We start from the raw sequence: 23,950 nt of genomic DNA, 5'->3' as shown, positions 1-23,950 counted from the left end.
GCCTCTTTGACTGTCAGCTTACGGTTGCGCGATTGGCCCGGACACAGGAAATCGCAGTACTATGCTCAAGCCATCTTGATAACAACTGACGTACACAGTACCCGCCAGATCATTCAAAGCTATACGCTTAACATGTGCCAGGCCTAACCCAGACCCTGCAACCTGTTTTTTAGTTGAATAAAATGGAGCAAAAATATCTTCCGGGTGAATCAGATTTACACCCGCACCATTGTCACTCACTTTGAGCTTGAGCTCCTGATTTTTAACCTTGGCGCCAATTCTGACCGTTGGTTCCTCAACGCCATCAAATGCATGTTCAATTGCGTTGGTAATCAGATGGTTGAGCGCTTCAATTAAACTGGCTGGCTTGAGGTGTAATAATACGTCTGCGCTTGGATCGATGTCGATTTGAAGCGTGATTTCTTTCTCTGCTAACGAAGGTGCCCATACATCTGCCAGTGAATTAAAAACGTCTGTAATACGACATACTGTCGAAACCCCATTGTGGCACTGCACAATAGACTGTTTAAGTCGGTCAATTTTATCGTCAATCTGATAAAGGTTGCGTGCCAGCAAGGCCGCAGCCTGACCAATGCAGTCAGCCTGTTTACGGACTTCATCCATAGACTCTGGTCCATCCTCTAATTCTTGCAAAAGCCGACTGGCCGACTCGACCAGCATAGATGCAGATGTCACACTCACGCCCAATGGCGTATTGAGTTCATGAGCCAGCCCCATGGTCATTAATGTCTGCTCTTTAAATGCCTCTTTATGATCGTGCTCCTTTTGCTCCGCCAGCATTCTCAATTGCAGTTCAAACAAATGTTTCAGTGAGCTGAGCATAGCTCTGGTTTTGCCATCAAAGGTATTTTCTTTGTCATCGAGTACACACACGGTACCAAAAACTGAGTCATCAACATTCTTAATTGGCAAGCCCAGGTAAGCTATCATACCCAGTTTGATATCCGGATTATGAGCCCAGTCAGCATCTTTAAGGGCGTTGGGAACAAACAACTCATGTTGTGTCTTTATCACTGTTTCACAATAGAGCCCAGACTGATCCCAACACTCACTATCACCAATCTCGTAAGGGTTTTTACTGTTGAGGCTCTTATTGAAAACACTCAGGTGGGGACCGTTGAGTTTCATGATCAATGCAACAGGCACCTCCAGTAGCTCAGCCACACGAGTTAATAACTCATTCCATTGTACAACCAGTTCGTCTGATAAAGTGTTGGTGTTCACGCGCCTGCTCCTGACAAGCCCTTTTCTGGCCGCATGCCCCTCTGACTTGTCCTTTGAGTATAGCCTGAACACACCAATTTAAGTGCGTATTTGGAGCCTAAGAAGTACTTTTCAGTGCCAGGTGCGCAGCAACATCCTCTGCGCTGAGCGGCTCACCCAAATGATAACCCTGCAGCAGAGGGCAACCCATCTCGGTGAGTAATCTGGCTTGTTCAGAGGTTTCTACTCCTTCTGCGCAGCAAATAACACCGAGATTGTTGGCCAGGGTCAGTATCGAACTCACCACGCCCGAAGCCTCACCTGTGATCAGTCCCTTTGTTAGCTCGGGGTCCAGTTTAAGGACATCAAAGTGAAATGCATGAAGTTCTCTAATGCTGGTATGGCAAGCGTCAAAGTCGTCAATTGCCAGAGTAAACCCTGCCTGACGCCATGTGCTAACCACCGAGCTAAGTTCTGCTCCAAGCAACGACAATTGCTTTTCAGCAATCTCAATTTCTATATGCTGAGGCAGTAAGCCATGTGAGGATATGCAGCGTTTAAGCGTTTGCAATGCGTCATCGTGCTGTAGTGTTTTTACTGCAAGGTTGATGCTTAACCTGAGCTTGGGGTACAGAGCCTGCCATTTCACAAAACAGCTCAGCGCCTGCTCCCAAAGCCTGATCTGTAAAGTCATCAAGGCGCCCAGATCTGCTATCTCACCGATAAAATGATTCGCTTCGACTAATACACCTTCTTTGTGCCAACGTGCTAACATCTCCAACTGAACAACCCGGCCATCCGCGGCACTCACAACGGGCTGAAAATGAGGCACAAACTTATCCTGAGATATCGCCTCCAAAATGGCCTGCTCCAGAGCCTGGTTTTGTTCGGCTTCGTCATCCAGTTGTGAGCAGTAAAACTGCATACCACCTTTGCCAGATTTCTTCGCCCGATACATGGCGCTGTCTGCATGTTTCATTAACACTTCGGCGTTGTCACCGTCATCAGGGTATAAAGCCACACCAGCACTCAAAGTTGCCCGCACTTCAACGCCTTTGATCTCGTATTGGCCACACACTTTATCGAGCACTTTTTTGATAACACTGCCAACGTGCCGTTTATCTTCAATGGCATCAAGCAACAGTACGAACTCATCGCCCCCCATACGAGACACCGTATCACATGCCCTGATAGCATCGGTCAACCGGTGTGCGATCTGCTTCAGGAGCAGATCACCAAAGTCGTGCCCTAATGAATCGTTAATTTTTTTAAACTTATTGAGGTCCATAAACACAACGGCAAACTGATGACGGTTGCGTAATGCACGTTTACAGGCCTGAATCAGCCTGTCTTGCAGCAATAGTCGATTCGGCAAACCGGTCAATGCATCATGGTGAGCCAGGTGATTCATTTTACGTTTAAGCGCCCGCGATTCAGTCACATCCTGGAAAATCATCACGGCCCCAATCACTTTACCTGCGTTGTTGTAGACCGGAGAGCAGGAATCATCAATCGCAAACTCCAGCCCGAGATGATTTCGAAAACAGGTAGAATCCGGCAAGCTGATCGTTTGCTGGTTGCGCATGCAAACGGCCATCTGATCTTCAATAAGCCTGTCACTGCCCTCGTGATAAAGTGGCATGACCTCGGTGATAGGCAACCCTTTGACTTCTTCGGTCAGCAAAGCTAAGACGGCCTCGGCGACCGGATTCATAAAAATCACTCGGCTATCTACATCACAGCATATTACGCCGTCGCCTATGGAGCTCAGTGTCACGGCTAACAGCTCGCTGTCTGTGTCAGCCTGACCAAGATGAGGAGAAAGATGTAAATAGCGAGCCAGATGAAGGTTACGTTGCTCAGAGCTCTGCAACTCAAACAACCCCGTAACACGTTCGCTCTGGGCGCTAACCAGCGTCAATTTAACCACCTGGCCATTTTTTGGCTGTTCCAGCCACGCTGCGAGCCTTGCCCAGCTATCTGGTTCAAGCAATTCGTGGAGGTTGTAAGCAAATAATGCTTTATGGGTTTTATTCAGCGCATTAGTTAAGCCATCACTCATACTGACTAAGCTCGCATCCGAGCTAAACACAAACTGATATCCCGGGTTCGCCTGAAATGCCTCCAGATAAAAATGATGGGCCTCATGGTGTTCACTACTGCTGATAACTCCCCGTTGGCGATTTAACCCCCACACCACCAACCCCGCCATCAAAGCAAACACGCCCCCTATGACCAGCGCAAACACCATTGGGTTGGCCAATAAAATAGCGGATGTTGGAGTTGCTGCGCTTGCCTGCCACCCCATGGCAGAGAAACACAGACAAACTATTGATTGCAACGCAGCGGGTTTCACTCAGGCTCCGATCTTTTTTTATGTCGCACCTGTCAAGCTTAGTCGCAATCTCGTCACTTTGGTAATGCTTAAGAGTACTTTTGAAGCCTTTGTTAATGAAAGGGTTTAAGGTTGTGGAGAACATTTTCACTGGGTGTGCGATTATGCCGATTTCTGGAATTTCAGCGAATTTTATCCTAGTGTCTTGAAAGCAGCCCGTTGCCAGTGGAGTTTCGCATTGAGCGATAAAAATATAGTAGACAGCTTTATTCGCGTTGCGCGTATTATCGCCAACCTGGATGCCATTCTGGCTGAAGCCAAAAACTTATCATTAACCGCTAAAAATGCACGCGTTGTGGCACTTCGGGCGGGAGATTCTGCATCCGGTTTTAAGCCTATCACTAATTTTATTGATGAGTTCTCAGAACAAACCATTAAAACCACAACACACATCTCCACATTATCCAACCAGCTGTTCAAAATCGCGCTCGAGGCCGTACGCAGTACACAGTTTGATTTACATGTTGATCAGGCTGCGACGCTGGCTACCACAGTGCAACTCGCAGCCTTACAGCACAAAGCGAAATCAGAACGACAGCAACAGACTAAGAAGCTCGAAATCGCCCTGCTTGAACTGGAGAGTTTTTTTGAAGAAATTAACAAGCAGATGCGCAGTGCTGAATACATTGCAGTAACCAGTAGAGTTGAAGCATCGAATGCAGGAGAATTTAGTGACAGCTTGCAATCCGTCTCCGACTTTATTGCCAGTGCAGCCAGAACAATCAAGCAATCTGTCACCGTAAACTTAAATGAAATTCATACACTAAGAGGCACCTTGCATTGAAAGCGACACAACTGTTTCAGGCTCCCAGCCATACCTGGTTGATGTTTGGCCGGGATGAAGGAAAACCAGAAAAAATCATAGATACCAACCAGTATTTGGTAAAAGGCAAAGGCCTGGCGGTGCTGCTAGACCCGGGCGGCACGGAGCTCTTTTCACCTATGTTAGCCGCAATATTGCAGCATATTGAACTCGAAGAGTTGACAACGTTATTCGCTTCCCATCAGGACCCCGACATCATTTCATCACTTGGGTTGTGGGATAAGGCCCTGCCGAATGCAACTCTACACGCTCCCTGGCTGTGGGAAGGGTTTATTCGTCACTTTGGCATGAACAATATCAGATATCAGGGGATCAAGGACGAAGGCGGGGAGATCCGTCTGAATGACATTAGCCTAAAGCTGGTACCAGCACATTATCTTCACTCATCCGGAAATTTTCATGTCTATGACCCCCACGCCAAAATTCTGATGAGCGGTGATGTAGGCGCAGCACTGGAAAAAACGGATGCGCCCATATTTGTTGAAGACTTTGGCACTCATGTGAAACACATGGAGTATTTTCATCGTCGCTGGATGCCCTCTAACCGCGCAAAATCAAACTGGATAGCCCGCGTTAAGGAGCTGGATATCGACATTATGGCACCACAACATGGCCGTTTGTTTAAAGGAGACGCCGTCACCGAATTCCTTGAATGGTTTGCCAAGCTGGATGTCGGGATTGCAAGTTAACGGGGTACTGGTTTTTTGAGTTACTTGTCGCTCCACACCGCTAATTCGTTACCACTTGGTTCAATGAAATGAAACCGTCTGCCACCCGGAAAGCTAAAAATCGCTTTATTGATAGTGGCCCCTGCTTGCTCTACAGCTTGCTGTGTTTGCTCGAGGTCCTGGCTGTAGAGCACCAGTAACGGTGCCCCCTGATCCTGACGTGCAGACAACGCACTTTGAAAAAAGCCCCCCTCCAAGCCGGATTCACTAAAAGCAACGTACTCTGGGCCATATGACTGAAACTGCCAGCCAAATACCGATTCAAAAAATGCCTGTGTCGCAGCCAGATCCGACGCTGCAAACTCTACATAGTTTAAGGCATGGTGTGTCATGGTCTTTCCCTCTTAATTTTATAATTTTACCTTAATGTTCAAAGCTCGTTCACTGGCACCGGCTTAAGATAGCGCACCGAGCTGAATTTGCTCCATCTTAGCGTCATGACATGATAGAGTGCCAGAAAAAATAGCATATTAACGATGAATACTTTGCTTCGCTTACTTTTAATAGGTTTGCTCATGACCCTGACAACCCAAAGCCACAGTGCCACGGTATCACCTGAATTACGCCCTCTGATTGGCCAAAAACTGATGCTCGATTTGAGATACTTTTGTGAACAAGGCAAAGGAGCGCAGTGCAGAGAGCCTATGACGTCTCTGCCACCGCAGCTAAGAGACATCCTCCGGGAATATCATATCGGTGGGGTGATCCTGTTTGCCGAAAACGTACAGGAAATTGACCAGATTGTCGCGCTAACAAGTCAGCTGCATGACGCTACTGAAGTCCCTCCCTTTATCGCCATTGATCAGGAGGGTGGCAGGGTCGCCAGAATCAACCGGGCCGAGGCAACCTCGTTCACGGGCAATATGAGTATTGGTGCCAGCTATGCGAAACATGGCACCCATTATGCGCATGCAGTCGCCACTTCGATAGGTAAAGAACTGGCTGCGCTTGGGATCAATGTTAACTTCGCCCCCACTGTTGACGTCAATGCCAACCCGGACAACCCAGTCATCAATGTACGTTCATTTGGCGAGAGCCCCGACATAGTCGCAAAGCTTGGAGCCGCGCAGGTTAAGGCATTTGAACAACAAGGGGTTATTTCAGCCATTAAACATTTCCCAGGCCATGGTGATACCAATGTAGACAGCCACACAGGTTTGCCCCGGGTCAATCACACTCCTGATCAAATTTACCAGCAGGACATCGCACCATTTGCGACCATTATCGAGCAACACGCTCCGGGTATGCTGATGACAGCACATATTCAATATCCGGCTTTAGATGATACGCAAATCCTCAACAAACGGGGCGAGAAAATGCTGCGTCCAGCCACCATGTCACGCAAGATAATGCATGATTTACTGCGGGGTCAACTGGGGTATCAGGGTGTCACCATCACGGATGCGCTCGACATGGCCGGGATCAGTGACTTCTTTGCTCCTGAGCAGGCTGTCATAGAAACCTTTGCTGCCGGCGTAGATATCGCACTTATGCCTTTTGCAATACGGAGCACAGAAGATATCAGTGCATTCAGGCAATTTATGGACAAGCTTTATCAAACAGCCTCTACCCAGCTAGCGATCTCTGAGCTCACATTATCAGCCAACCGGATCCGTGCGCTCAAAGCACGCTTTTTACCCGAACAACGTCGCTTATCAACCGCCATTGCTGAATCCGTCTTGGGTAACCCCCAACATCGCAAAGTCGAGGCCGAACTTGCGCTGGCGGCCATTACCGAAGTGAAGAATGATAATCTATTGCCACTAGCGGTTCGTGCTAATCAACACATTCACCTGATCATGCCTGACAAACAAAAAACCACGGCGCTTAAACAAGCTTTACAGGCTTACTCCGCACATCCACTCACCGTGACAATGTCTAGTTTACAAGGGTTTAATCCGCAACAAGCAAAGTCAGATATCCAGCGTGCTGACTGGGTGATTGCCGGGCACGCCTCCCCGGCACAAAGTGCTGCCGAAATTGGCGGAATGGATGACCTGGCCACATTAGCCAAATTTGCGGTAAACGCAAAAGCCCAGCCAGAGGCATTAGAAGAGCTAATGATATTCGCCCAAGCGCAGAATACACCGACGGTTTTCATCAGCTTACGCGCACCCTATGAAATCACTCGCTTTGCTCCATACAGCCAGGCTGTACTGGCAAGCTATGCGTATAACGTAGATGTTGAAACCGAGCACCGGGTGAGTGGCCCCGCTTACACAGCCCTTGCACAAGTGATTATGGGCAAGGCCAAAGCCAATGGTACGCTCCCGGTCAGCATAGACAAGCAGGCAGATTAATCGTATCGGCCTATAATATTGGGGAGATGTTGTTAAATCAGCCTGTTATCTGATGAGGACAAATATGGACCCTAAGGCATCACTCACTGCACCTAACGCTATTCGTGCCATGATCCGGGCCGGAGATTACTCCGGCCCCACCAATGGTTTTGTACCGGGTTTTGCCCAATGCAATATTTTAATCCTGCCTGAAGCCAATGCGTTTGAATTTCAGACCTACTGCCAGCACAATGCTGATTGCTGTCCATTGTTGGCAAGCAGTATTTCGCCTGGCTGTTATCACCTGGACCAACTGGGTCAGGACATTGATATAAGAACAGATATTCCACGTTATCGTATACTAAAGCAAGGACAGCTAACCGAAGAAGTCTCTGATATTACACATCTGTGGCGGGATGATTTTGTTGCCTTTGCGCTGGCCAGTTATCTGGCATTTGACACTGTTTTACGCTCTTTTGGCATTGCCAGCCCACTTGCTAATCCGACTCACTCTTTACCAATGTACATCAGCAATATCGAAAGCCATCAGGTTGGGCCGTTTGGGGGACCAAAGGTGGTCTGCATGCGCCCTATGAATAAGCCGACATTGATCCGTGCAATTCAGGCCGGCTCTGTGAGTCGGGTGCCTCACGGTATCCCGGTTCATTTTGGTGACTCCGGCGAAATAGGAGTATCCAACCTGAGTAAACCAAACTTTGGTGAGCCGCTCTGCATTAGCTCGGGTGATATACCCGTATTCTGGACTACCAGTTTAACTGCGCATCTTGCCATCACTCGGGCAGCACCAGAGTGGTGTATTATCAACAGTCCACAACATCTGCTGGTGACTGATAAGGCAGATCTCAGCCTTGTGATCAGCTGAACTTAGCGTGAGAAACCTGCTCAATTCTGTCTGCTGATGCCTAACCTTCAACCGTGATCCGTGTTAAGGTTCAGTAAAAACCAAACAAAAGAGCAACTCATGCTATTAAATTGCGATTTAGGCGAAAGCTATGGCGCCTGGAAAATGGGTCTGGATGATCAGGTTATGCCTCACATTGATCTGGCGAACATCGCCTGCGGATTTCATGCGGGCGATCCCAGTGTTATGGCATCTACTTTGGCACTTGCCAAAACGCATAAAGTCGCTATTGGCGCTCACCCCAGCTACCCGGACCTGCAAGGGTTTGGACGCCGCTCTATGACCCTTAATGAGCATGAGCTGATCAATACCCTGCATTATCAAATTGCAGCACTAGAAGGAATGGCCCGCGTACACGACATGACGCTACAATACGTTAAACCACACGGCGCCCTGTACAACGACATGATGCGCGACGAAGGTATACTTGTTCAGGTGCTCAAGGCAATCTCATTGTACCCTGCGCAGCTCAAGCTGATGATTCTGGCGACGGCAAAGCAGGATCATCATCTACGTCTTGCGTCACAATTTGGTGTAGAGCTGCTGTTTGAGGCTTTTGCAGACAGGCTATACACAGACGAAGGACTGCTAAGCCCGCGCGCGCAGCCCAATGCAGTGCATAATGAAGCCCAACTTCTGGCGCAGGTAAAACAGCTGGTAACCCAGGGCACAGTTACGACAGCCAGCGGTCGTTCATTGCCGCTCAAAGCAGATACACTTTGTGTTCACGGTGATAATCCTGACAGCATTGCGCAAATTGTCGCCACCAGAGCACTACTTTTTCACACCTAAATAATAATTCATAAGGACAATGTTGTGATAGAAACCCCAAGACTCTTACTCAGGCCTTTGACCAATGAAGACTGGTCATTTTTCCTCTACCTGCACCAGCAGCCTCAGGTGATGCGATTTATTAAGGACCTGCCAGGGCAAGATTTTATTCGCGGCCAATTTAACCGCCGTCTGCCTCGCTGGCGAAAACAACAAAACCACTGGCTAACATTGATGATTGAAGACCGCCAATCAGGGACACCTATTGGCTTACATGGCTTTCTGTGCAACTGGGTCCCCTTCCAACAGGCAGAGCTTGGGTTTATGCTTGACCCCACACATCAGGGTAAAGGGTACGCCAAAGAATCAACCGAAGCAGTCATTGAATTTGCTTTCAACGAGTGTGGTTACCACAAATTAACGGCAACCGTAACCGAAGGCAATGAGCCCTCTTTTAACTTACTGACCAAGTTAGGTTTTGAGCATGAAGGCACGCTAAAAGATAACTATATGCTCGGTGGAAAGTGGTGTAATGACCAAAAGCTTGGCTTGATCACGCCAAACTAAACGCACATGACGCAGCCGGAAAAAGATGCCGGTTGCGTCGTTTTGCCAAGTTACATTAGAATGGTCCTGTCGTTACCTGTGGCGTTTGCCACAGACTTGACCAGACAAAATTGCCATGCACGTAGTAAATATGATCGTCATGTATCACGCTACGATCATCTCCCGACCAAACATAACCCTGAAGCTCTATGTCGGATTGCGGTTCAATAACACTGCTGCCCATATACTGTAGCTTGGGCGTTTCACCACTGTGCACTTCGAATGCGGCTAACTCACTGCGTATATACCAAGACACGCTATTATCACCCTCATCCTGAGTGAGCCAGCTTTCTACAGGTAACGTCATTCTGAATACGTCTTCGCTGTGTTTTACGTAGCTAAATGCATGATAGTCAAACTCCACGGGGCTATATCCGCCAGGAAATACTTTTTCCTGCAGCAAGGCCGGCGCGCCAATGTCACTGACATCAAACAGGCTTACCTTTGCGCCTATCTGGTCATCGTTCAGCGCAACAGGGTCGATAAACCAATCCTGCACATTCTGACCAATCCCAACCAGCAGAGTGTCTGAAACCGGGTGAAGGTATGCCGAGTACCCGGGGATTTCCAATGCACCGGTTATTTTAGGATCATTTCGCTCGCTGAGATCGAGCACATACAGAGGATCAACCTGGCGAAATGTCACGATATAGGCTTTATCACCAAAAAAACGCACCGCGTAGATATCTTCCTCCACCAAACCATTGTCAGAAACTTTTCCGATTGGCGTGGGTCGAGTGTCGTTGGGCAACTGGCTGATCAGCGCCAGATTATCGCCCAGCCTTTGTAGTATGTGCAGTTTGTGCACCATGCCATTTTCTTCGGTGAAGCGTGACGTTACTACACGCAGTAAATCATTGTGCTCACTAAAGCGAAGGTTTGTATTTCCACTTCCTAATCGGCCCGCAACTCTGCCTGATGCACTGTAAGTCACGGCATTTTCTGTCAGACTAAATTGATGCATAACTGTCTGGGTTGTGTCATCAAAAGTCACGTCCTCTGGATCGTAATAATAGCCGTAGAGGTAGAGATTTTTCTGTGACATATAGATCCCCTGTGTTCTACTCGCAACACAGGTTGAAGTCAGAGAGTTGGGATCGCTTAATGACACACGCGTTACAGAGGTAATTTGATGATAACCATTGAGCTCTGAAGCTTGCTCCGGCACGTAGCAGGTTGCGGGGTCTACCATCAGCCTTTGTGTTCCGGTCTTGATGTCGGTCACTTTGGGTAACAACTCGGAGATATCCGTCGCTATTATTTTCTGGTAGTTGGTCAGGTTAAGATCTTCTCCTTGTCGCTCAAAACCATCAAAACGCGCAGTAAATTTACTGACCAAATAAAGCGAGTCACCTATAACGCGCGAGTCCACCAGCTCACCATCAAAGCGTAGCTGATGCGTAATATTACTCTGTGTGGGATCTTTAACATCAACACGTACCAGCGTAATACCTAGCTCTGCCGGATAAGGCATCACTGCTATGGAAAGGGCTCCATCAATGCCAGGCTCTACCCCGAACATGCCCCCCTCGTTACTGAGTACGACGGCGAGGTTATCCTCCTTTAAATAAAGGCGTTGATTAACATAGTAATCCCTACTGGTTATCAAGCTGGAAAGTGGCGTAAGCTCTCCCGCTTCTGTGCGTTTCAGAATGCGTACAGACTGCTGGTGCTCTCCTTCTGCCGCCTGAAAATCCGTCGTGTTGGCAATATACAAGTAGTCACCGTCATACTTGATCCGGTCACCCTCATCGACTGCTGACTCCTGTACATTGGTGGTGGAAAAAGTAGGAGACTCTCCAGAAGTTGGAGACGTGCCTGCTTCGGAACCGTCTGCTATATTTGACGCATCTGATGTCCCCTGAGATAGATAAACACCATTTTTAAGATAAGTAGCAAAGTCCCCTGCACTGGCTTTTCGTAACTTTTTCGCACTGGCTTCACCAGTGGACAAGTCAGGCACTTTATCGGCTGGAGTTTGACCCCCCCCATTGCCCGAACCCTGGCCGGAAGAATTACCGTCGCTCCCCGAACCACAAGCACTGAGCAACGCTAACGAGAGCGCGGCTGCTGTGACTTTTAACTGATTAGAATTTAACATTGGTTGTCTCCTTGGGATTAAGTATGTGCATAACCATACCTGTTTGCAAAAGAGTTGCTGTTACTCCAGCCAGTGTAAATGTTATTTAATGTAACTCTTTCTGGTAATTGGTAATTTAATTGGTAAAGTACCTCTGTGTAAAATAGGGAGCGGTGGAAAAGTGAAACGTCTGACAGGTGTGATTGGCTTAATGTTGTTTAGTAGTATGGCTTTTGCTAACTGCGACACACAGCCTGAAAACTGTATTGAGGTGTCCCAGTGGGAAGTTTCAGTGGCGGTGGGCGCCGGCGTCGCAACAAACCCACTTAAGGACGGAGAACACTCCCCATTGATCGTATTGCCTTATGTCAGCTACTACGGCGATCGTTTCTTCCTTGATAATACTGCAGTTGGTTATACATTTATCAATCAGCAATCATTCGACGTCAGTTGGATTGCAGAACTCAATTCGGAACAGGCATTTTTTTCCCGTTCCCGGCCTGGAACCCTGTTACGCTCAAATAGACTTTCTCCGGACATCAGTGAGCGGGTAGACTTTCCGGAGTCCCGGATCCCTTCGAGCAATGGAGACGTATCCCCTGATGACGGTGGAAATATTAGCCTGCCTAATGAAATCAGTGGCTATATCCCAGTCATTAACAGTGACCAAACTGCAGCAAAGACCAAGCCACCGTCCTTAACCTTTGAAGATCTGGCTAAGCGAAAATGGGCAATAGACAGCGGTATACTGGCACATTGGTACATCTCTGAACAACATAAGCTGACAATACGTTTACTACACGATATTAGAGGGATTTATAAGGGGTTTAATGGTTCCCTTGGCTATAGTTACAAGTTACCCTTTGGTCACCCTAAATATGCGCAGTTACAGCTTAAACTGGGTATAGACTACAAAGATGCCAAGTTGGGTAGCTATTACTACGGCATCACTGACAAAGATACCGATCTCACGCATTTCCACTATCACGTAGACAGTACCTTTAACCCCTACATAGGTATCGCTTATAATCATAAACTAACTGATAGCTGGCAGTTTAAATTTACCGCAAAACACCAATGGCTTGGTTCTAGCATCGCTAACAGTCCAATTATAGAGGAAGGCTATACTACGTCAGTCTTCATCGGAGGCCTTTATGCGTTCTAGTCGTCCTCCGTACGGACTGCCTGTTGGGGTGCTTTTATGGTGCGCCGGCGCTGTACAAGCCAGTGCTGAACCGCAACCATTATTTGAGATTAAACCCATGGTATGTATGGTTAAGACACAAGGCCAAACCTGCCAAATGACCATTCGGGTAAACTGGCATCATTCTGTGTCAGAAGACCTATGCTTGTACCAGGAAAATAAGCAATTGCATTGCTGGGAAAGCAGCAGTCAGGGAACCGCTAAACTGGCAGTTAAACTTGCACAAAATATGGAGTTTAGCCTGAGGGATGCAAAGCAGCATACCCTTGCCAAGAAGACAGTGAAGGTCAATGCTGTGGTAAGTACTAAGTATCGCAGGAAACTGAAAACCGATTGGAGTTTATTTTGATGACTAAAGTCATTCTGGTAGAAGACGATGAACGACTCGCTCAACTTACTGGGCAGTTTTTACAAAGCAACAATTACGATGTCACCCTGATCCATGATGGCGCTTTAGCTCCGGAAAAAATCGTGCAAGAGCAGCCCGATGTGGTGATTCTCGACATCATGTTGCCCAACCTTGATGGCTTTGAAATATGCCGTAGGATCCGACCAGAATACTCGGGACCAGTCCTGTTTTTAACCGCAAAAGACAGCGATTTCGATCATGTAAGAGGGCTCGAGATTGGTGCGGATGACTATGTAATTAAGCCCGTTGAGCCCTATGTACTGCTTGCTAGATTGAACGCTTTGTTGCGTCGCCAGGGAAAACAAACTGATAACACAGATACACTGACCTTAGGCCAGCTTCACATAGATAAAGCGGCCAGAAAGACTTACCTGTGCGAACAAGAAATCGAACTGACCAGCTATGAATTTGATCTGCTTTGGGAGCTTGCCCGACACGCAGGAGAAACACTCAGTCGCGAGCACATATACACGGAAGTGGTTGGCAGACCTTACGATGGCTTAGATCGCAGTGTCGATGTACGGATCTCCAGGTTGCGTAAAAAGCTCAATGACAACCTGGAACAACCCTACCGACTTATTACTGTTTGGGGCAAAGGTTACTTGTGTTCTAAATCTGCCTGGGAATAAAGCCAGTGCTGCGTTTGCTTGTTAGCTTGTATATTGTGGTGTTTGCCAGCATTATTGCAATTAATCAGGGCAGTGAAGCTATCTGGCGTAACTGGGTTGAGCAGGCACCTGATGACTTACGTCATGCAACGGCGGTCGCCAAGCACTATAAACAAGCATTAACACATCTAAACGAAGAAGATTTAACCTCGTTTTTCGACACTCAAACACAGTTGGCTGTGTTTCCGTACGAAGATGTTGCCTGGTTGCCTGAGCAGCTGGCAGCACTCAAGAACGGGGAAATTATCACCTCTTTTGATGACACCGGAAACGCTCTGATTCTGTTCGTTATCAATAGTACATCGGTTGTTCAACTTGGTCCTTTTGCGCCAGCACAATCCGCAACGATAAAGCAATACACGATTAAATTTCTGTCATTTTCCTTATTGGCATTGCTTTTGGTGCTGTGGCTCAGACCACTGTGGGTAGACTTGGTACAATTAAAACGCACGTCGGAAAAACTCGCCTCAGGCTCTCTTGACCTTACTCCAACTCGCTCGCGGTTTTCTGCTATCTATACTCTGACCCAGCAAATTGAAAAAATGGCGCTTAAAACCGCGAGCCTGATGAATAACCAAAAGCAGCTTGTCAATGCAGTGTCTCATGAACTCAGAACACCTCTGGCGCGGCTAAAATTTGCACTGGCTATGCTGGCACCTACAGACCCAAAGCAAGTTGCTGCCATGGAAGAGGATGTAACAGAAATGGAAGTGCTGATTGACGAGATGCTCAGTTATGCTCGGCTGGAATTTGCTAATCAACAACTACATATGCAAAAGTGCGACCTGGCCCCTCTCATCCTGGACCAACTTGACAAACTTGGGCGTACAACGGACAAACACCTTGTCACTGACATCAAGCCAGATATTCCGGTAAAATGCGATCCACATCAGTTATCCAGAGTGATACAAAACCTGCTGCAAAATGCCGACAAATATGGCCAAAGTAAAATTAAAGTCACACTGGCAATGCAACAGGGAATGGCGCAATTCACAGTTGAAGACGATGGACCGGGCATACCTGAATCAAAGCGAGAACAAGTATTTCAGCCATTTTCCAGACTGGACAAAAGCCGGAGTAAAGAAACCGGCGGATTTGGCTTGGGGCTGGCCATTGTCAGTAAAATCCTGTCCTGGCACGACACCTCTTGTCAGGTGGGCGAGTCTGATCTCGGCGGGGCCAAATTCACGCTGGCGTTGCCGCTGATTGCTGACTAGCTCATTGATATTAGAATTTAACCGACCCGCGCATCGCTTTAGTCTGGCCCCGTTTACTTTTACTGTCCAGACGCTTGCGCTGAGAACTGCGTGTTGGTTTAGTGGCCCTGCGCTTCTTTTCTACCTTGATGGCGGCGAGGATCAATGTTTTCAGTCGCTCTAATGCATCCTCGCGATTCTGTTCCTGAGTGCGAAAACTCTGAGCTTTAATGATGATTACCCCCTCTTTACTGACCCTACTGTCTTGCAAGGCCAGTAACCGCTCTTTGTAAAAAGCAGGTAAAGTTGAGCGCTTAATATCAAACCTCAAGTGAATTGCAGAGGACACCTTGTTGACATTTTGCCCACCAGCCCCCTGAGCTCGGATCGCTGTCAGTTCAATTTCCCACGCAGCCAGTTCAACATTATTTGATAGCTTTAACATAGTTACCACGATTCGCTTCTATAGCCGCTATCATAACAATTTGCGCACAGGTGAGTCTATCTCAGCTCCCCAAGGCGGGTCGTAATGGCTGGCGATACGCTGGCGGCACGACAAGCGGGTGCCAAAGTTGCAGCCTGACCGAGCAGCAACATACACACTCCACCGATTACCAGGAATTCCACAGGTACAACGGCAAGCTCAAACCAATTACTAAATTGCACATTAAGCAGCATAGCCGCAATACATCCCAGACCGATACCTACTATCGTCAGAAGCGCATTCTCCAGCATAAAGTACCCGACTATATGCTCTTTTTGTGCTCCAAGAGCTCGTCGGATACCTATTTGCCTGCGACGCCGGGTAACAGCAAAACGCGCCTGACCAAACACGCCCAATGCCGTAACCAAAGACAAGCAAACTACAACCCACAACAGTGTCATACTGGCCGAATATTCAGCCTGATAGCTTTGCTGCTTTACTTGTTCGAACGTTTGTAATTCTTCGATTTTTCTCCCATTACGACGCATAAGATAGTCAATTGTTTGTGCCATAGCCTCAGCCTGCTGGCCAGGTTCAGCACGTACCAGGTAATAAACATACTCACTGGTCTCTATTACCTGTGCAAGCACACTGTGTTCCACAACGGCCCAAAAACTCCAGGCAGCCTGCAAGGTTTTGACTACCCCTCGAACCTGTTGTGGTCGCTTGTTAATATAGATGGTCTGCCCTACAACCTGACGCCAGTCATCGGGATAAAGTGCCTGTGCGAGCGCTTGTGTGATGATGATCTCAGTTGCGACCCGAAACCCGTCTGTTTCTGCAAACAGTGGGGCTTGTGAAAAGCCTTCCCCCGCGACCAGCTCTAACCCCATCGTCTCGAGTAACGCGTTGTCGCCTCCATAATAGCCACTGAAGGTATCGTACTCACTGTCGGCCTGAGTGGCCACTTCCAGAAAACGCCCCCACCCAGTTAGTGGCACTCCCGATGTAACTGATACGGAAGTGACACTTGGTAAGTCATTTATTTCCGATAAATCTTGGTCAATATCCGCAGCCCTTGCGATGGCTTCCGAGGGTAAATTAGTTAGCACGTAAAAGGTATGCTGTTCATCCAGCCCACTTGGACGAGATAATAAACTGTGCTTGTGCAACGCCATGTAGGCAGCATTCACTAATATCATAAACGTCAACGCGATTTGCAGCACAAATAACAGAGGAGCAGTGCGACTATAATTCCACGTTTTAATAATCGGTAACAGGTCTCTCATGATTGCCCCTTTACACACTGTTAAGCTGACTGGCGGGCTCAATACGGCTGGCACGAATAACGGGTAACAAGCCAAATAATACGCTGGCGGAAATCGCAATTAAGGGGGTTAACACCACAATAAACAGATCCATTTGCATCAAATCGCTACTCAGATGTTGATAAACCTGACTACACACCTTCAGTCCCAGCTGTGCCAGTATCAACCCCAGCGCGCCCCCAAGCGTTCCGAGCAACAGGGTTTCAATACAGAACTGATAAAACACCTGCCGTTTGCTGGCACCAACGGCGCGGCGCAAGCTTACTTCAAGCGTCTTAGTGTGAAACTTAGCCATCATCAGATTCATACTATTCAGCAGGCAAAGTATCAAAAAGCACAGTGACAACCCCAGTGCTATATGGTTGTCCTGAGAGATGGCTTCACGCTGAGTCAGATACTCCACAGGGGTGCTCAGCTTATTGATGATTTTGCGTTGAAATCGTCCTGACGCTCGCTGTTCCTGAACATAGGAATACAGAAACTCTTCATATTCCAGGCGCTCAGAGGGCCCATTGAGCTCAACCCAAAAGTAAACCCAGACACACTCCGAGGACAAGAACGCCTCGAATGAGCTATCTTCCGGATCACGCCAACACTCAAAAGCTTGTAAATTCGATGACCATAGCTCGTTACGCACTTGCGCCTCAAAAGGAATAAACACATCTCTTGGTTTGCGAAAAGCACGCATCGCCTCGCCGTAAAATCGTGGCAGAATGGGCCAGTTGTCCAGAACAGCAACAATTCGGTACTCCAACGCTCCCAGCCGTATAGATTGTCCAACTGAGTTTTGTCCGTTAAATAGTCGCTGATTCACATCAGCACTGATTACAGCAACCAGCTCACCTTGCCTGTCCGCTTCAACTGACCAGGGACTGCCAAACCGAATTGGCGCGTTAAATGCGCTGAAAAAATCCCGACTTGTCGAACGTACCAATGCTGTTTTTGCATCAGAGTCAGCCTGCTGTGGCAACTTAAGTTGATCTCTATAACCGCTGATGGGCACATGACGTTGTGCCTGATTGGCGCGCCATAAATTTTGCATGTCCTGATAGGTAAGGTAAGGAGGAACTCGTTCTTCTTCTCCCTGGCTGTAATAGGCTTTTTGAGGGTCCCAGCTATTGAGCTGAACCAGATAAAGAGAGTCGGCTTTACCCGGCACCGGCTCTTTGTTCATCATGTAACTGATGGTATAAGTAATCATGGTTGCGGCAATCCCCACCGCAATTGTGACCACGATTAAGGAACTTAATAGTGGAGTTTGTTTGAAGCTTATCCAGGCCAGTTTGAAATAATATCTCATCAGCATGCTTCCTCCACATATTGTTACGCTTATTAATCGCGCAGGGCTGGCGCGAACATTGTCTTATTCGCGCTCTTGAATTTAACTTTTTACTGAACGACCCTCACACGTTCTGCACTATTAAACATGCGGGTGTCAGAGATAATGACGGTATCACCGACTGCCAATCCGGACAGTACCTCAACCTGACCCAGACTTTTTGAACCAAGGCTGATTGACTTTTTCACTGCACTGCCATCATCAAGAACATAGGCATACTTACCACTGTATGCATCGACAAACTGACCACGAGGCAAATAAGTCACGCCCGATTTTTCTTCCAGTACAATTCGACTAGTCAGACGCTGGTTTTGTCTGAGACCGGTAATGTCAGTTTCTTTGAAGCGTATCTTGCCTTCGACTTGTCCACGTACAATTTCAGGTGAAATGGCAGTCAATTCACCAGCATATGCCCGACCATTGAGTGTAATTTGTGCCGGCATACCCAACGCCAGGTCATCTGCATAGTTTTCTGGGATGTTGACCTCAACCTCATAGTGAGACAAATCCACGACACTCAGCAATGGCTGGTTTTTCGCAACCGAATTCTTCTGATCAACACTCAGATTGCCGACAATACCACTCACCGGAGAGCGAATTTCCAAAGATGCAACTCGTCGCTGCAGCTCATCTACCAGTACCTGCTGCGCTTGCAATTCAATTGCACGCGTCTGGATTTCAAACTTCTGACTTTCTTTTAATAAAGCCACTTCTTTAACCGCAAGGCGATGTTCTCGCTGTGCATTTTCCAGTTCATCTTTGGCTTTTTGATAATCAATGTCGCTGACAACCTGGTTCTTTTTACCTTCTTCATTACGGCGCATTTCTCGCTTTGCTGCGTTTAACGCCACCATGGCTTTGCCCAGGTAGTTTTCTTGTGCCAGGTCTTGCTTCTTCGCCTGAATTTTTTCCCGCTCTAACTGAGTACCCAAACGCGTTAATTCAGCCTGTTCTTGTGCCAACAAGCTCTTAAGTTCAGGGCTGTCTATCTGAGCCAACGGCTGGTTAATTTCGACAGAATCTCCGGCAGTCACAAGATAAGTAACAGTCCCTTCTGCCGGGCTATATAATGTGGGCCTGCGCGCTGCAATTACCCGCCCCTGGACTGAAATATCTCTGACGAATTCACCACGGCGCACTTGTGCGACATGAATATTGTCCATTCTGACAGCGCTCTCACCACTTGCCCATGCAAGTATTTGAGGAACAATAAAATATAATGAAATAATTACACCAGCGATGATCAGGAAATAGCGTTTATAGTTGTGTTTTTTTTCTAACTGGCTGTCCTGAGCGCTGGTATCATCGATATACTGCATCTACTACGTCCTTGAAAATAAAAAGTGTTGATCAATACCGAGTCTGAAAATAGCAAAAATCAAACTAAATGTCACCAACAATAAACATTTTATTAATATTCTCCTTGTATGAAAATTTATTTTGGGAACATTATTTACCTTATATGGTTAATTTATACACCGAGTGTTGGTGCCTTAAGGTCAGAGATGTCGCGAGAAGTGCGTTAATGATGGGAGTAAAGCGCGGCCTCCATGCCGCCGCAAGTGCTTGGGAATAACTGTAAATACTGCATAATCGTAATCTAACCTGGACGCCACCTCCTATTTTGCACAGTTAGGGTCAAATAATTTATCTACTTTGTTAGAAATACTGTTCAGTCCTATGCGGCTCTGTTGAACTGGCGTGCTAACAGCAGCTCACTGTCACGTAAAGCACGTTTGATCACCTGCATCATGTTCTTACCTTTGGCCCTGACAGAGACATTCGGCAATCCGGGTAACAACACTTCCACCTTACAAATCGTCAGCATACCGTGACGCTGGCAAGGCTGCTCATCCACATCTATCCGCACTTTGCGGATGTGGGCCGCATAGCGCATAAATTTGTTAGTTGCCAATCTGGAGAGTTGCGACTTAGTCGCCTCTGCAATGCGCTTTCCCGTTGCTCTGAAATTCAGTTTCATAATGCTATCAACCTTTTGAACAAAGCCAGTCAACAAATTGGAGTTGAACTCATATTGTTGCGTCGTTGAGGTTAATCTACTAATGTATTTAAAAAGAAAAAAGCTGATAAATTCTTAGCGAAACGTCGAATATTACGAATGATTACGAACATAAATTATAACCACCTGTACTACTTCTGGCAGGTAAGCCGTCATGGCAGTATTGCAGCGGCAAGTAAGATACTGCACCTGACACCTCAGACCATCAGTGCTCAGATCACCAGTCTTGAGCAACGGCTTGGCAAACAGCTGTTTTTAAGAGAAGGACGAGGGCTGAGACTGACCGAATACGGGCAACTAACACAGCAATATGCGGATGACATGTTCGCCATTGCCGAGGAGTGGCTGGAAACGACCAAAGGTGATCTTGCATCGATTAACCGAACGTTGAAAGTGGGTATTTCAGATGCTCTGCCAAAGTCACTGGTATCAAAGTGGCTCGCGCCTTTGATTGACAATGAACGGATTTCAAATCTCCACTGTATTGATGGGCAACAAGCCGAGTTGCTGGCGCAAATGGCCACACATAAACTGGATCTGGTGCTGGCAGACAAGCCGTTAGATGGCGATACCCCATTTAAACTCTTTTGCCATGAGATAGGGAAAAGTCAGATCGGCTTTTATGGCGCGAAACACACTCAGGCCATAAGCAGCGATAACTTTCCAGCCGCACTCGCCGAGACGCCCATTATTTTACCTGCGAAGAACAGCCCGGTGACCAGTGCAATTCAGTACTGGCTCAATGAGCAAAAAATCGAGATTTCGGTTGCCGGACATGTAGATGACAGTGCACTAATGAAAGCGCTTGGCCAACAAGGTTTTGGTGTTTTCCCAGCACCTTTGTCTGTACGTGACGAAATTGAACGTCACTACGATGTGAGTTTTATCGGCGCAATCGCCAACGTTTACCAGAACTATTATGCCTTCACACCAGACAGGCTCATCAAAGATTCTATTTACTCGGAGTTTGTTCAGCATGCCCGGGGGATTGACGATAGCAAGGAATTGACGTGAATAAACCTAAAATAGCCATTCACTATTGTGTCCTGTGTCAGTGGTTGCTGCGCAGTGGCTGGCTTGCCCAAGAGCTGCTATCTACCTTCTCTGACGAGCTGGCAGAGGTCGCACTGGTTCCGGCCAGTAAGGGAGTCTTTAAAATCTATTACAATGACACCTTAATTTGGTGTCGCGAGCGCGATGGCGGATTTCCTGAAGCAAAAATATTAAAACGTCGGGTACGAGACCAGCTTGATCCTGAGCGTTCAATGGGCCACATTGATACTTAGGTTATCCTGACTCCGACGCCTTAATGGGGTGTTTAATCCGCTTACCGGCAGATTTAATTTCACGGAGTAGCGATATTTTAATACCGCTTGATATTAAAGCTTAAAGCGTTCAACTAACTGGGTTAGCCTGGCCGCAAAGCCGCTCAGTGACTCGCTGTCTTCGGCCATAAACCCCATTTCCTGAGAGTTACGAGAAGCTGTTTCCTGCACCTCTTTCATCAGGTCTGCAATACGCTCACAGTGTTCGGCCTGATGATTTGCAGCATCCAAAACCTGCTCACTCAACACCGTCGCCTGCTCAATCGCGTCACTGACTTGTGACATATTACTTGCCAGAACTTCACTTTGCTCTGCGCACTCCTGTACATCTTGTTGTCCGCTTTGAATTAAAGTCGCAGTCGAGTGGGTATCAGCTTGTAATGTCGCAATCATTTTATTGATTTCCTGAGTCGCATGTTGTGTGCGAATGGCCAGCTGTCTCACTTCATCTGCCACCACCGCAAAGCCCCTTCCCTGCTCACCAGCTCTGGCTGCCTCAATTGCAGCATTGAGCGCCAATAAATTCGTTTGCTCAGCGATAGCGACAATGGTGTCCAGAATTTGGCCAATACTCTCGCTGTGACTTCTTAGTCCGTCCATCGCACTGACCGACTCAGCCATCCTGCTATTCAGAGACATAATTTTCTGCTTGTTTTGCACGACACTTTGCGCTGTTTCATGGTTCAACGACTGGGCCCGCTTAAGCCCGGCTACGCCATGAGCAGACTGTTCTGACACATCAATGGCACTGCGGGCAATATTCGATGCAATACTGAGCGCATTGCCGGTACGCTCTACCTGGGCCGTCGCTCGACTGGTGAGTGTCTGACTGCGTTCCAAAGATGTGCCAGCGAGACCCTTTAATTCATGCACTTGAGTGTCTATCTCTTCAAGTAAGCCACTCAGATTTTGTTTTACCTGATTAATGTTGTCAGTCAGCGTACCAAACTCATCATCCTGACGCTTAACTATTTGTCGTGAAAAATCGCCACTCGCAATGTATCTGAGCATCTTGTTTACAGCAGCCAGCGGCGTCAACATAGCGCGGCTGGTGGAAATGGCAATCCCGATTGCAAGCGCTGCAAATACTAATACTAACAGTAAGGCCGCATTTTTAGCCTGCTCGATAATCAGATCGGACTCCTGCTGATATAGATCAAACTGGCTTTGTGCATGACTTTGAATGCTGTCAATCTGAGAAAACAGAGCCTGAAATGCTTGCTCTGCTTGCTGGTAGCTCTGTATGGCCATTTTTTGCCCTTCATGACGACGGGCCAGAGCCTGATACAAAGTCCCCGGCGATTTTAGCTGCTGAGTTATTTTACCCCATGCCGGCTCAAACTGCTGGAACAGAGGCTCTACTGGCAACCCGGCAGACTGGCGTTTTAGATAAGTAAAGTTGTCACTGATGTTGTCTACTATAAAACCGACATCTTCACGATGAGTAGCAAGGCTGTCAGGCCCAATCGGTGCTAGCGATTGCACATTATTCTCCAGCGTAAACAACAAGTCATCTATCCTGATCCCAGTGCCAGCTACTTCATCTCTTAACCGGCTATCGGATGTTTCAACCAGTTCAATATCCAACATAGCCGAGCCTGCTATGTTCCTTTGCTCAAAGAATTCTGCCACCCCTTGCTGAATATGGGTTGTCGCCTGAAACTGGCTCAGTCGTGCTGTAAATAGAGACTCTGATATTTGTTGTAACTCTAAGCGGATCCGATTTACTTCTCGCAAAGGTTGTGTCAGCCGTTGATTGTCTTCAGCGCGCGCTTCTAAGTCAGCCAGTAACAATTGAGCCCTATCTTCTGCCTGGCTAAACGCCAGCTTTACTTGCCTGACACTACTTTCATCGTCCGCACTGTAGGTTTTTGAAACCAGGTTGCGAATTCTTAGCTGTTGTTGCTGAAATTGTTCTGCGGCATGCAAGATAGGCTGGGCGGTATCGGTTACTTTGTGATTGGCATGCTGAATTTCCAACAGTGCCCAATATGCAAGCCCACAGGCAATGACCAGCAACATACCGATGCCCCCGAAGCCCAGGGTAATTTTGTGTTTAATGGAAAGCCGCAACGGCAACATGGCTATACCTTCCTCTGCTACCGTCTCCTTTTTCCAGGCGGCAACGCTAAATAATCAAGTTGTTTAATAAAATGTATAACACAAACATAGGAGAAATTGTTGTATTTAGAAACAAAATAACTAATTT

Annotated in this window: 22 protein-coding genes; 12 read left to right on the top strand and 10 right to left on the bottom strand. The window is 47.4% G+C overall.

The window, feature by feature from the left end; genetic code table 11:
- Nucleotides 1–18: 18 nt before the first annotated feature.
- Together NH568_RS24260 and NH568_RS19720 are read right to left on the bottom strand one after the other, a co-directional pair.
- The gene (locus tag NH568_RS24260) at nt 19–1,245 is read right to left on the bottom strand and encodes a GAF domain-containing sensor histidine kinase (RefSeq protein WP_253050140.1); all 1,227 of its coding nucleotides are present in this window, start codon (nt 1,243–1,245) and stop codon (nt 19–21) included.
- A gap of 97 nt (nt 1,246–1,342) precedes the next feature.
- Nucleotides 1,343–3,580, bottom strand: coding sequence for an EAL domain-containing protein (locus NH568_RS19720; protein ID WP_253050138.1), 2,238 nt, complete (start codon nt 3,578–3,580; stop codon nt 1,343–1,345).
- A 217-nt stretch (nt 3,581–3,797) separates the two neighbouring features.
- On the opposite strand from NH568_RS19720, the gene NH568_RS19715 reads away from it, so the two are divergent.
- Together NH568_RS19715 and NH568_RS19710 are read left to right on the top strand one after the other, a co-directional pair.
- Entirely contained in the window at nt 3,798–4,403 is a 606-nt protein-coding gene (locus tag NH568_RS19715; protein ID WP_253050137.1) for a chemotaxis protein, read from the top strand.
- A complete protein-coding gene (locus NH568_RS19710; protein WP_253050135.1) occupies nt 4,400–5,131 on the top strand; it encodes an MBL fold metallo-hydrolase in 732 nt (243 codons plus the stop codon). Before NH568_RS19715 ends, NH568_RS19710 begins: the two co-directional genes overlap by 4 nt.
- Before the next feature lie 20 nt (nt 5,132–5,151).
- On the opposite strand, the gene NH568_RS19705 is transcribed toward NH568_RS19710, so the two are convergent.
- A complete protein-coding gene (locus NH568_RS19705) occupies nt 5,152–5,502 on the bottom strand; it encodes a VOC family protein (RefSeq protein WP_253050132.1) in 351 nt (116 codons plus the stop codon).
- A gap of 183 nt (nt 5,503–5,685) precedes the next feature.
- On the opposite strand from NH568_RS19705, the gene NH568_RS19700 reads away from it, so the two are divergent.
- The 4 genes from NH568_RS19700 (at nt 5,686) to NH568_RS19685 (ending at nt 9,709) form a co-directional block, all read left to right on the top strand.
- Nucleotides 5,686–7,470 carry a glycoside hydrolase family 3 protein gene (locus NH568_RS19700; RefSeq protein WP_253050129.1) on the top strand — a complete coding sequence of 595 codons (1,785 nt, stop codon included), beginning with the start codon at nt 5,686–5,688 and terminating at the stop codon, nt 7,468–7,470.
- Nucleotides 7,471–7,534: 64 nt separating this feature from the next.
- On the top strand, nt 7,535–8,332 hold the full coding sequence (locus NH568_RS19695; RefSeq protein WP_253050126.1) for a DUF1445 domain-containing protein: 798 nt from the start codon (nt 7,535–7,537) through the stop codon (nt 8,330–8,332).
- Between the two features lie 99 nt (nt 8,333–8,431).
- A complete protein-coding gene (locus NH568_RS19690; protein ID WP_253050123.1) occupies nt 8,432–9,163 on the top strand; it encodes a 5-oxoprolinase subunit PxpA in 732 nt (243 codons plus the stop codon).
- Nucleotides 9,164–9,187: 24 nt separating this feature from the next.
- On the top strand, nt 9,188–9,709 hold the full coding sequence (locus tag NH568_RS19685; RefSeq protein ID WP_253050120.1) for a GNAT family N-acetyltransferase: 522 nt from the start codon (nt 9,188–9,190) through the stop codon (nt 9,707–9,709).
- A 55-nt stretch (nt 9,710–9,764) separates the two neighbouring features.
- Here NH568_RS19685 and NH568_RS19680 read toward each other — a convergent pair whose 3' ends face one another.
- Nucleotides 9,765–11,849, bottom strand: a complete 2,085-nt coding sequence (locus tag NH568_RS19680; RefSeq protein ID WP_253050117.1) for a beta-propeller domain-containing protein — start codon at nt 11,847–11,849, stop codon at nt 9,765–9,767.
- 160 nt (nt 11,850–12,009) lie between these two features.
- Here NH568_RS19680 and NH568_RS19675 point away from each other — a divergent pair, with 160 nt between their 5' ends.
- The 4 genes from NH568_RS19675 to NH568_RS19660 are packed head-to-tail and all read left to right on the top strand — an operon-like array spanning nt 12,010 to nt 15,326.
- Nucleotides 12,010–12,993, top strand: a complete 984-nt coding sequence (locus tag NH568_RS19675) for a MipA/OmpV family protein (protein ID WP_253050114.1) — start codon at nt 12,010–12,012, stop codon at nt 12,991–12,993.
- A complete protein-coding gene (locus NH568_RS19670; RefSeq protein WP_253050111.1) occupies nt 12,983–13,381 on the top strand; it encodes a DUF3019 domain-containing protein in 399 nt (132 codons plus the stop codon). Before NH568_RS19675 ends, NH568_RS19670 begins: the two co-directional genes overlap by 11 nt.
- The gene (locus tag NH568_RS19665; protein WP_253050108.1) at nt 13,381–14,070 is read left to right on the top strand and encodes a response regulator; all 690 of its coding nucleotides are present in this window, start codon (nt 13,381–13,383) and stop codon (nt 14,068–14,070) included. The genes NH568_RS19670 and NH568_RS19665 overlap by 1 nt, the downstream gene beginning before the upstream one ends.
- A 5-nt stretch (nt 14,071–14,075) precedes the next feature.
- Entirely contained in the window at nt 14,076–15,326 is a 1,251-nt protein-coding gene (locus NH568_RS19660; RefSeq protein ID WP_253050105.1) for an ATP-binding protein, read from the top strand.
- A gap of 10 nt (nt 15,327–15,336) precedes the next feature.
- Here NH568_RS19660 and arfB read toward each other — a convergent pair whose 3' ends face one another.
- From arfB to NH568_RS19635, 5 genes are all read right to left on the bottom strand, one after another.
- Nucleotides 15,337–15,750 carry an alternative ribosome rescue aminoacyl-tRNA hydrolase ArfB gene (gene arfB / locus NH568_RS19655; protein ID WP_253050102.1) on the bottom strand — a complete coding sequence of 138 codons (414 nt, stop codon included), beginning with the start codon at nt 15,748–15,750 and terminating at the stop codon, nt 15,337–15,339.
- 56 nt (nt 15,751–15,806) lie between these two features.
- Nucleotides 15,807–17,018: an FtsX-like permease family protein gene (locus NH568_RS19650; RefSeq protein WP_253050099.1), complete on the bottom strand. Its 1,212-nt coding sequence runs from the start codon at nt 17,016–17,018 to the stop codon at nt 15,807–15,809.
- 10 nt (nt 17,019–17,028) lie between these two features.
- Nucleotides 17,029–18,363 (bottom strand): ABC transporter permease, encoded by a 1,335-nt coding sequence (locus tag NH568_RS19645; RefSeq protein ID WP_253050096.1) that lies wholly within the window; start codon nt 18,361–18,363, stop codon nt 17,029–17,031.
- Between the two features lie 83 nt (nt 18,364–18,446).
- The gene (locus tag NH568_RS19640) at nt 18,447–19,715 is read right to left on the bottom strand and encodes an HlyD family efflux transporter periplasmic adaptor subunit (RefSeq protein ID WP_253050094.1); all 1,269 of its coding nucleotides are present in this window, start codon (nt 19,713–19,715) and stop codon (nt 18,447–18,449) included.
- Between the two features lie 359 nt (nt 19,716–20,074).
- Entirely contained in the window at nt 20,075–20,377 is a 303-nt protein-coding gene (locus tag NH568_RS19635; RefSeq protein WP_138544918.1) for a hypothetical protein, read from the bottom strand.
- Nucleotides 20,378–20,515: 138 nt separating this feature from the next.
- Between NH568_RS19635 and nhaR the strand changes: the two genes are divergently transcribed.
- Nucleotides 20,516–21,430 carry a transcriptional activator NhaR gene (nhaR, locus tag NH568_RS19630; protein ID WP_253050091.1) on the top strand — a complete coding sequence of 305 codons (915 nt, stop codon included), beginning with the start codon at nt 20,516–20,518 and terminating at the stop codon, nt 21,428–21,430.
- The gene (locus NH568_RS19625) at nt 21,421–21,702 is read left to right on the top strand and encodes a SelT/SelW/SelH family protein (RefSeq protein ID WP_349288028.1); all 282 of its coding nucleotides are present in this window, start codon (nt 21,421–21,423) and stop codon (nt 21,700–21,702) included. Before nhaR ends, NH568_RS19625 begins: the two co-directional genes overlap by 10 nt.
- A gap of 93 nt (nt 21,703–21,795) precedes the next feature.
- On the opposite strand, the gene NH568_RS19620 is transcribed toward NH568_RS19625, so the two are convergent.
- Nucleotides 21,796–23,823: a methyl-accepting chemotaxis protein gene (locus NH568_RS19620; protein WP_253050088.1), complete on the bottom strand. Its 2,028-nt coding sequence runs from the start codon at nt 23,821–23,823 to the stop codon at nt 21,796–21,798.
- Between the last annotated feature and the right edge of the window lie 127 nt (nt 23,824–23,950).

The organism is Pseudoalteromonas sp. XMcav2-N (assembly GCF_024124545.1).
Classification (GTDB): Bacteria; Pseudomonadota; Gammaproteobacteria; order Enterobacterales; family Alteromonadaceae; genus Pseudoalteromonas.
This window is presented reverse-complemented; position numbering and strand designations above follow the sequence as displayed.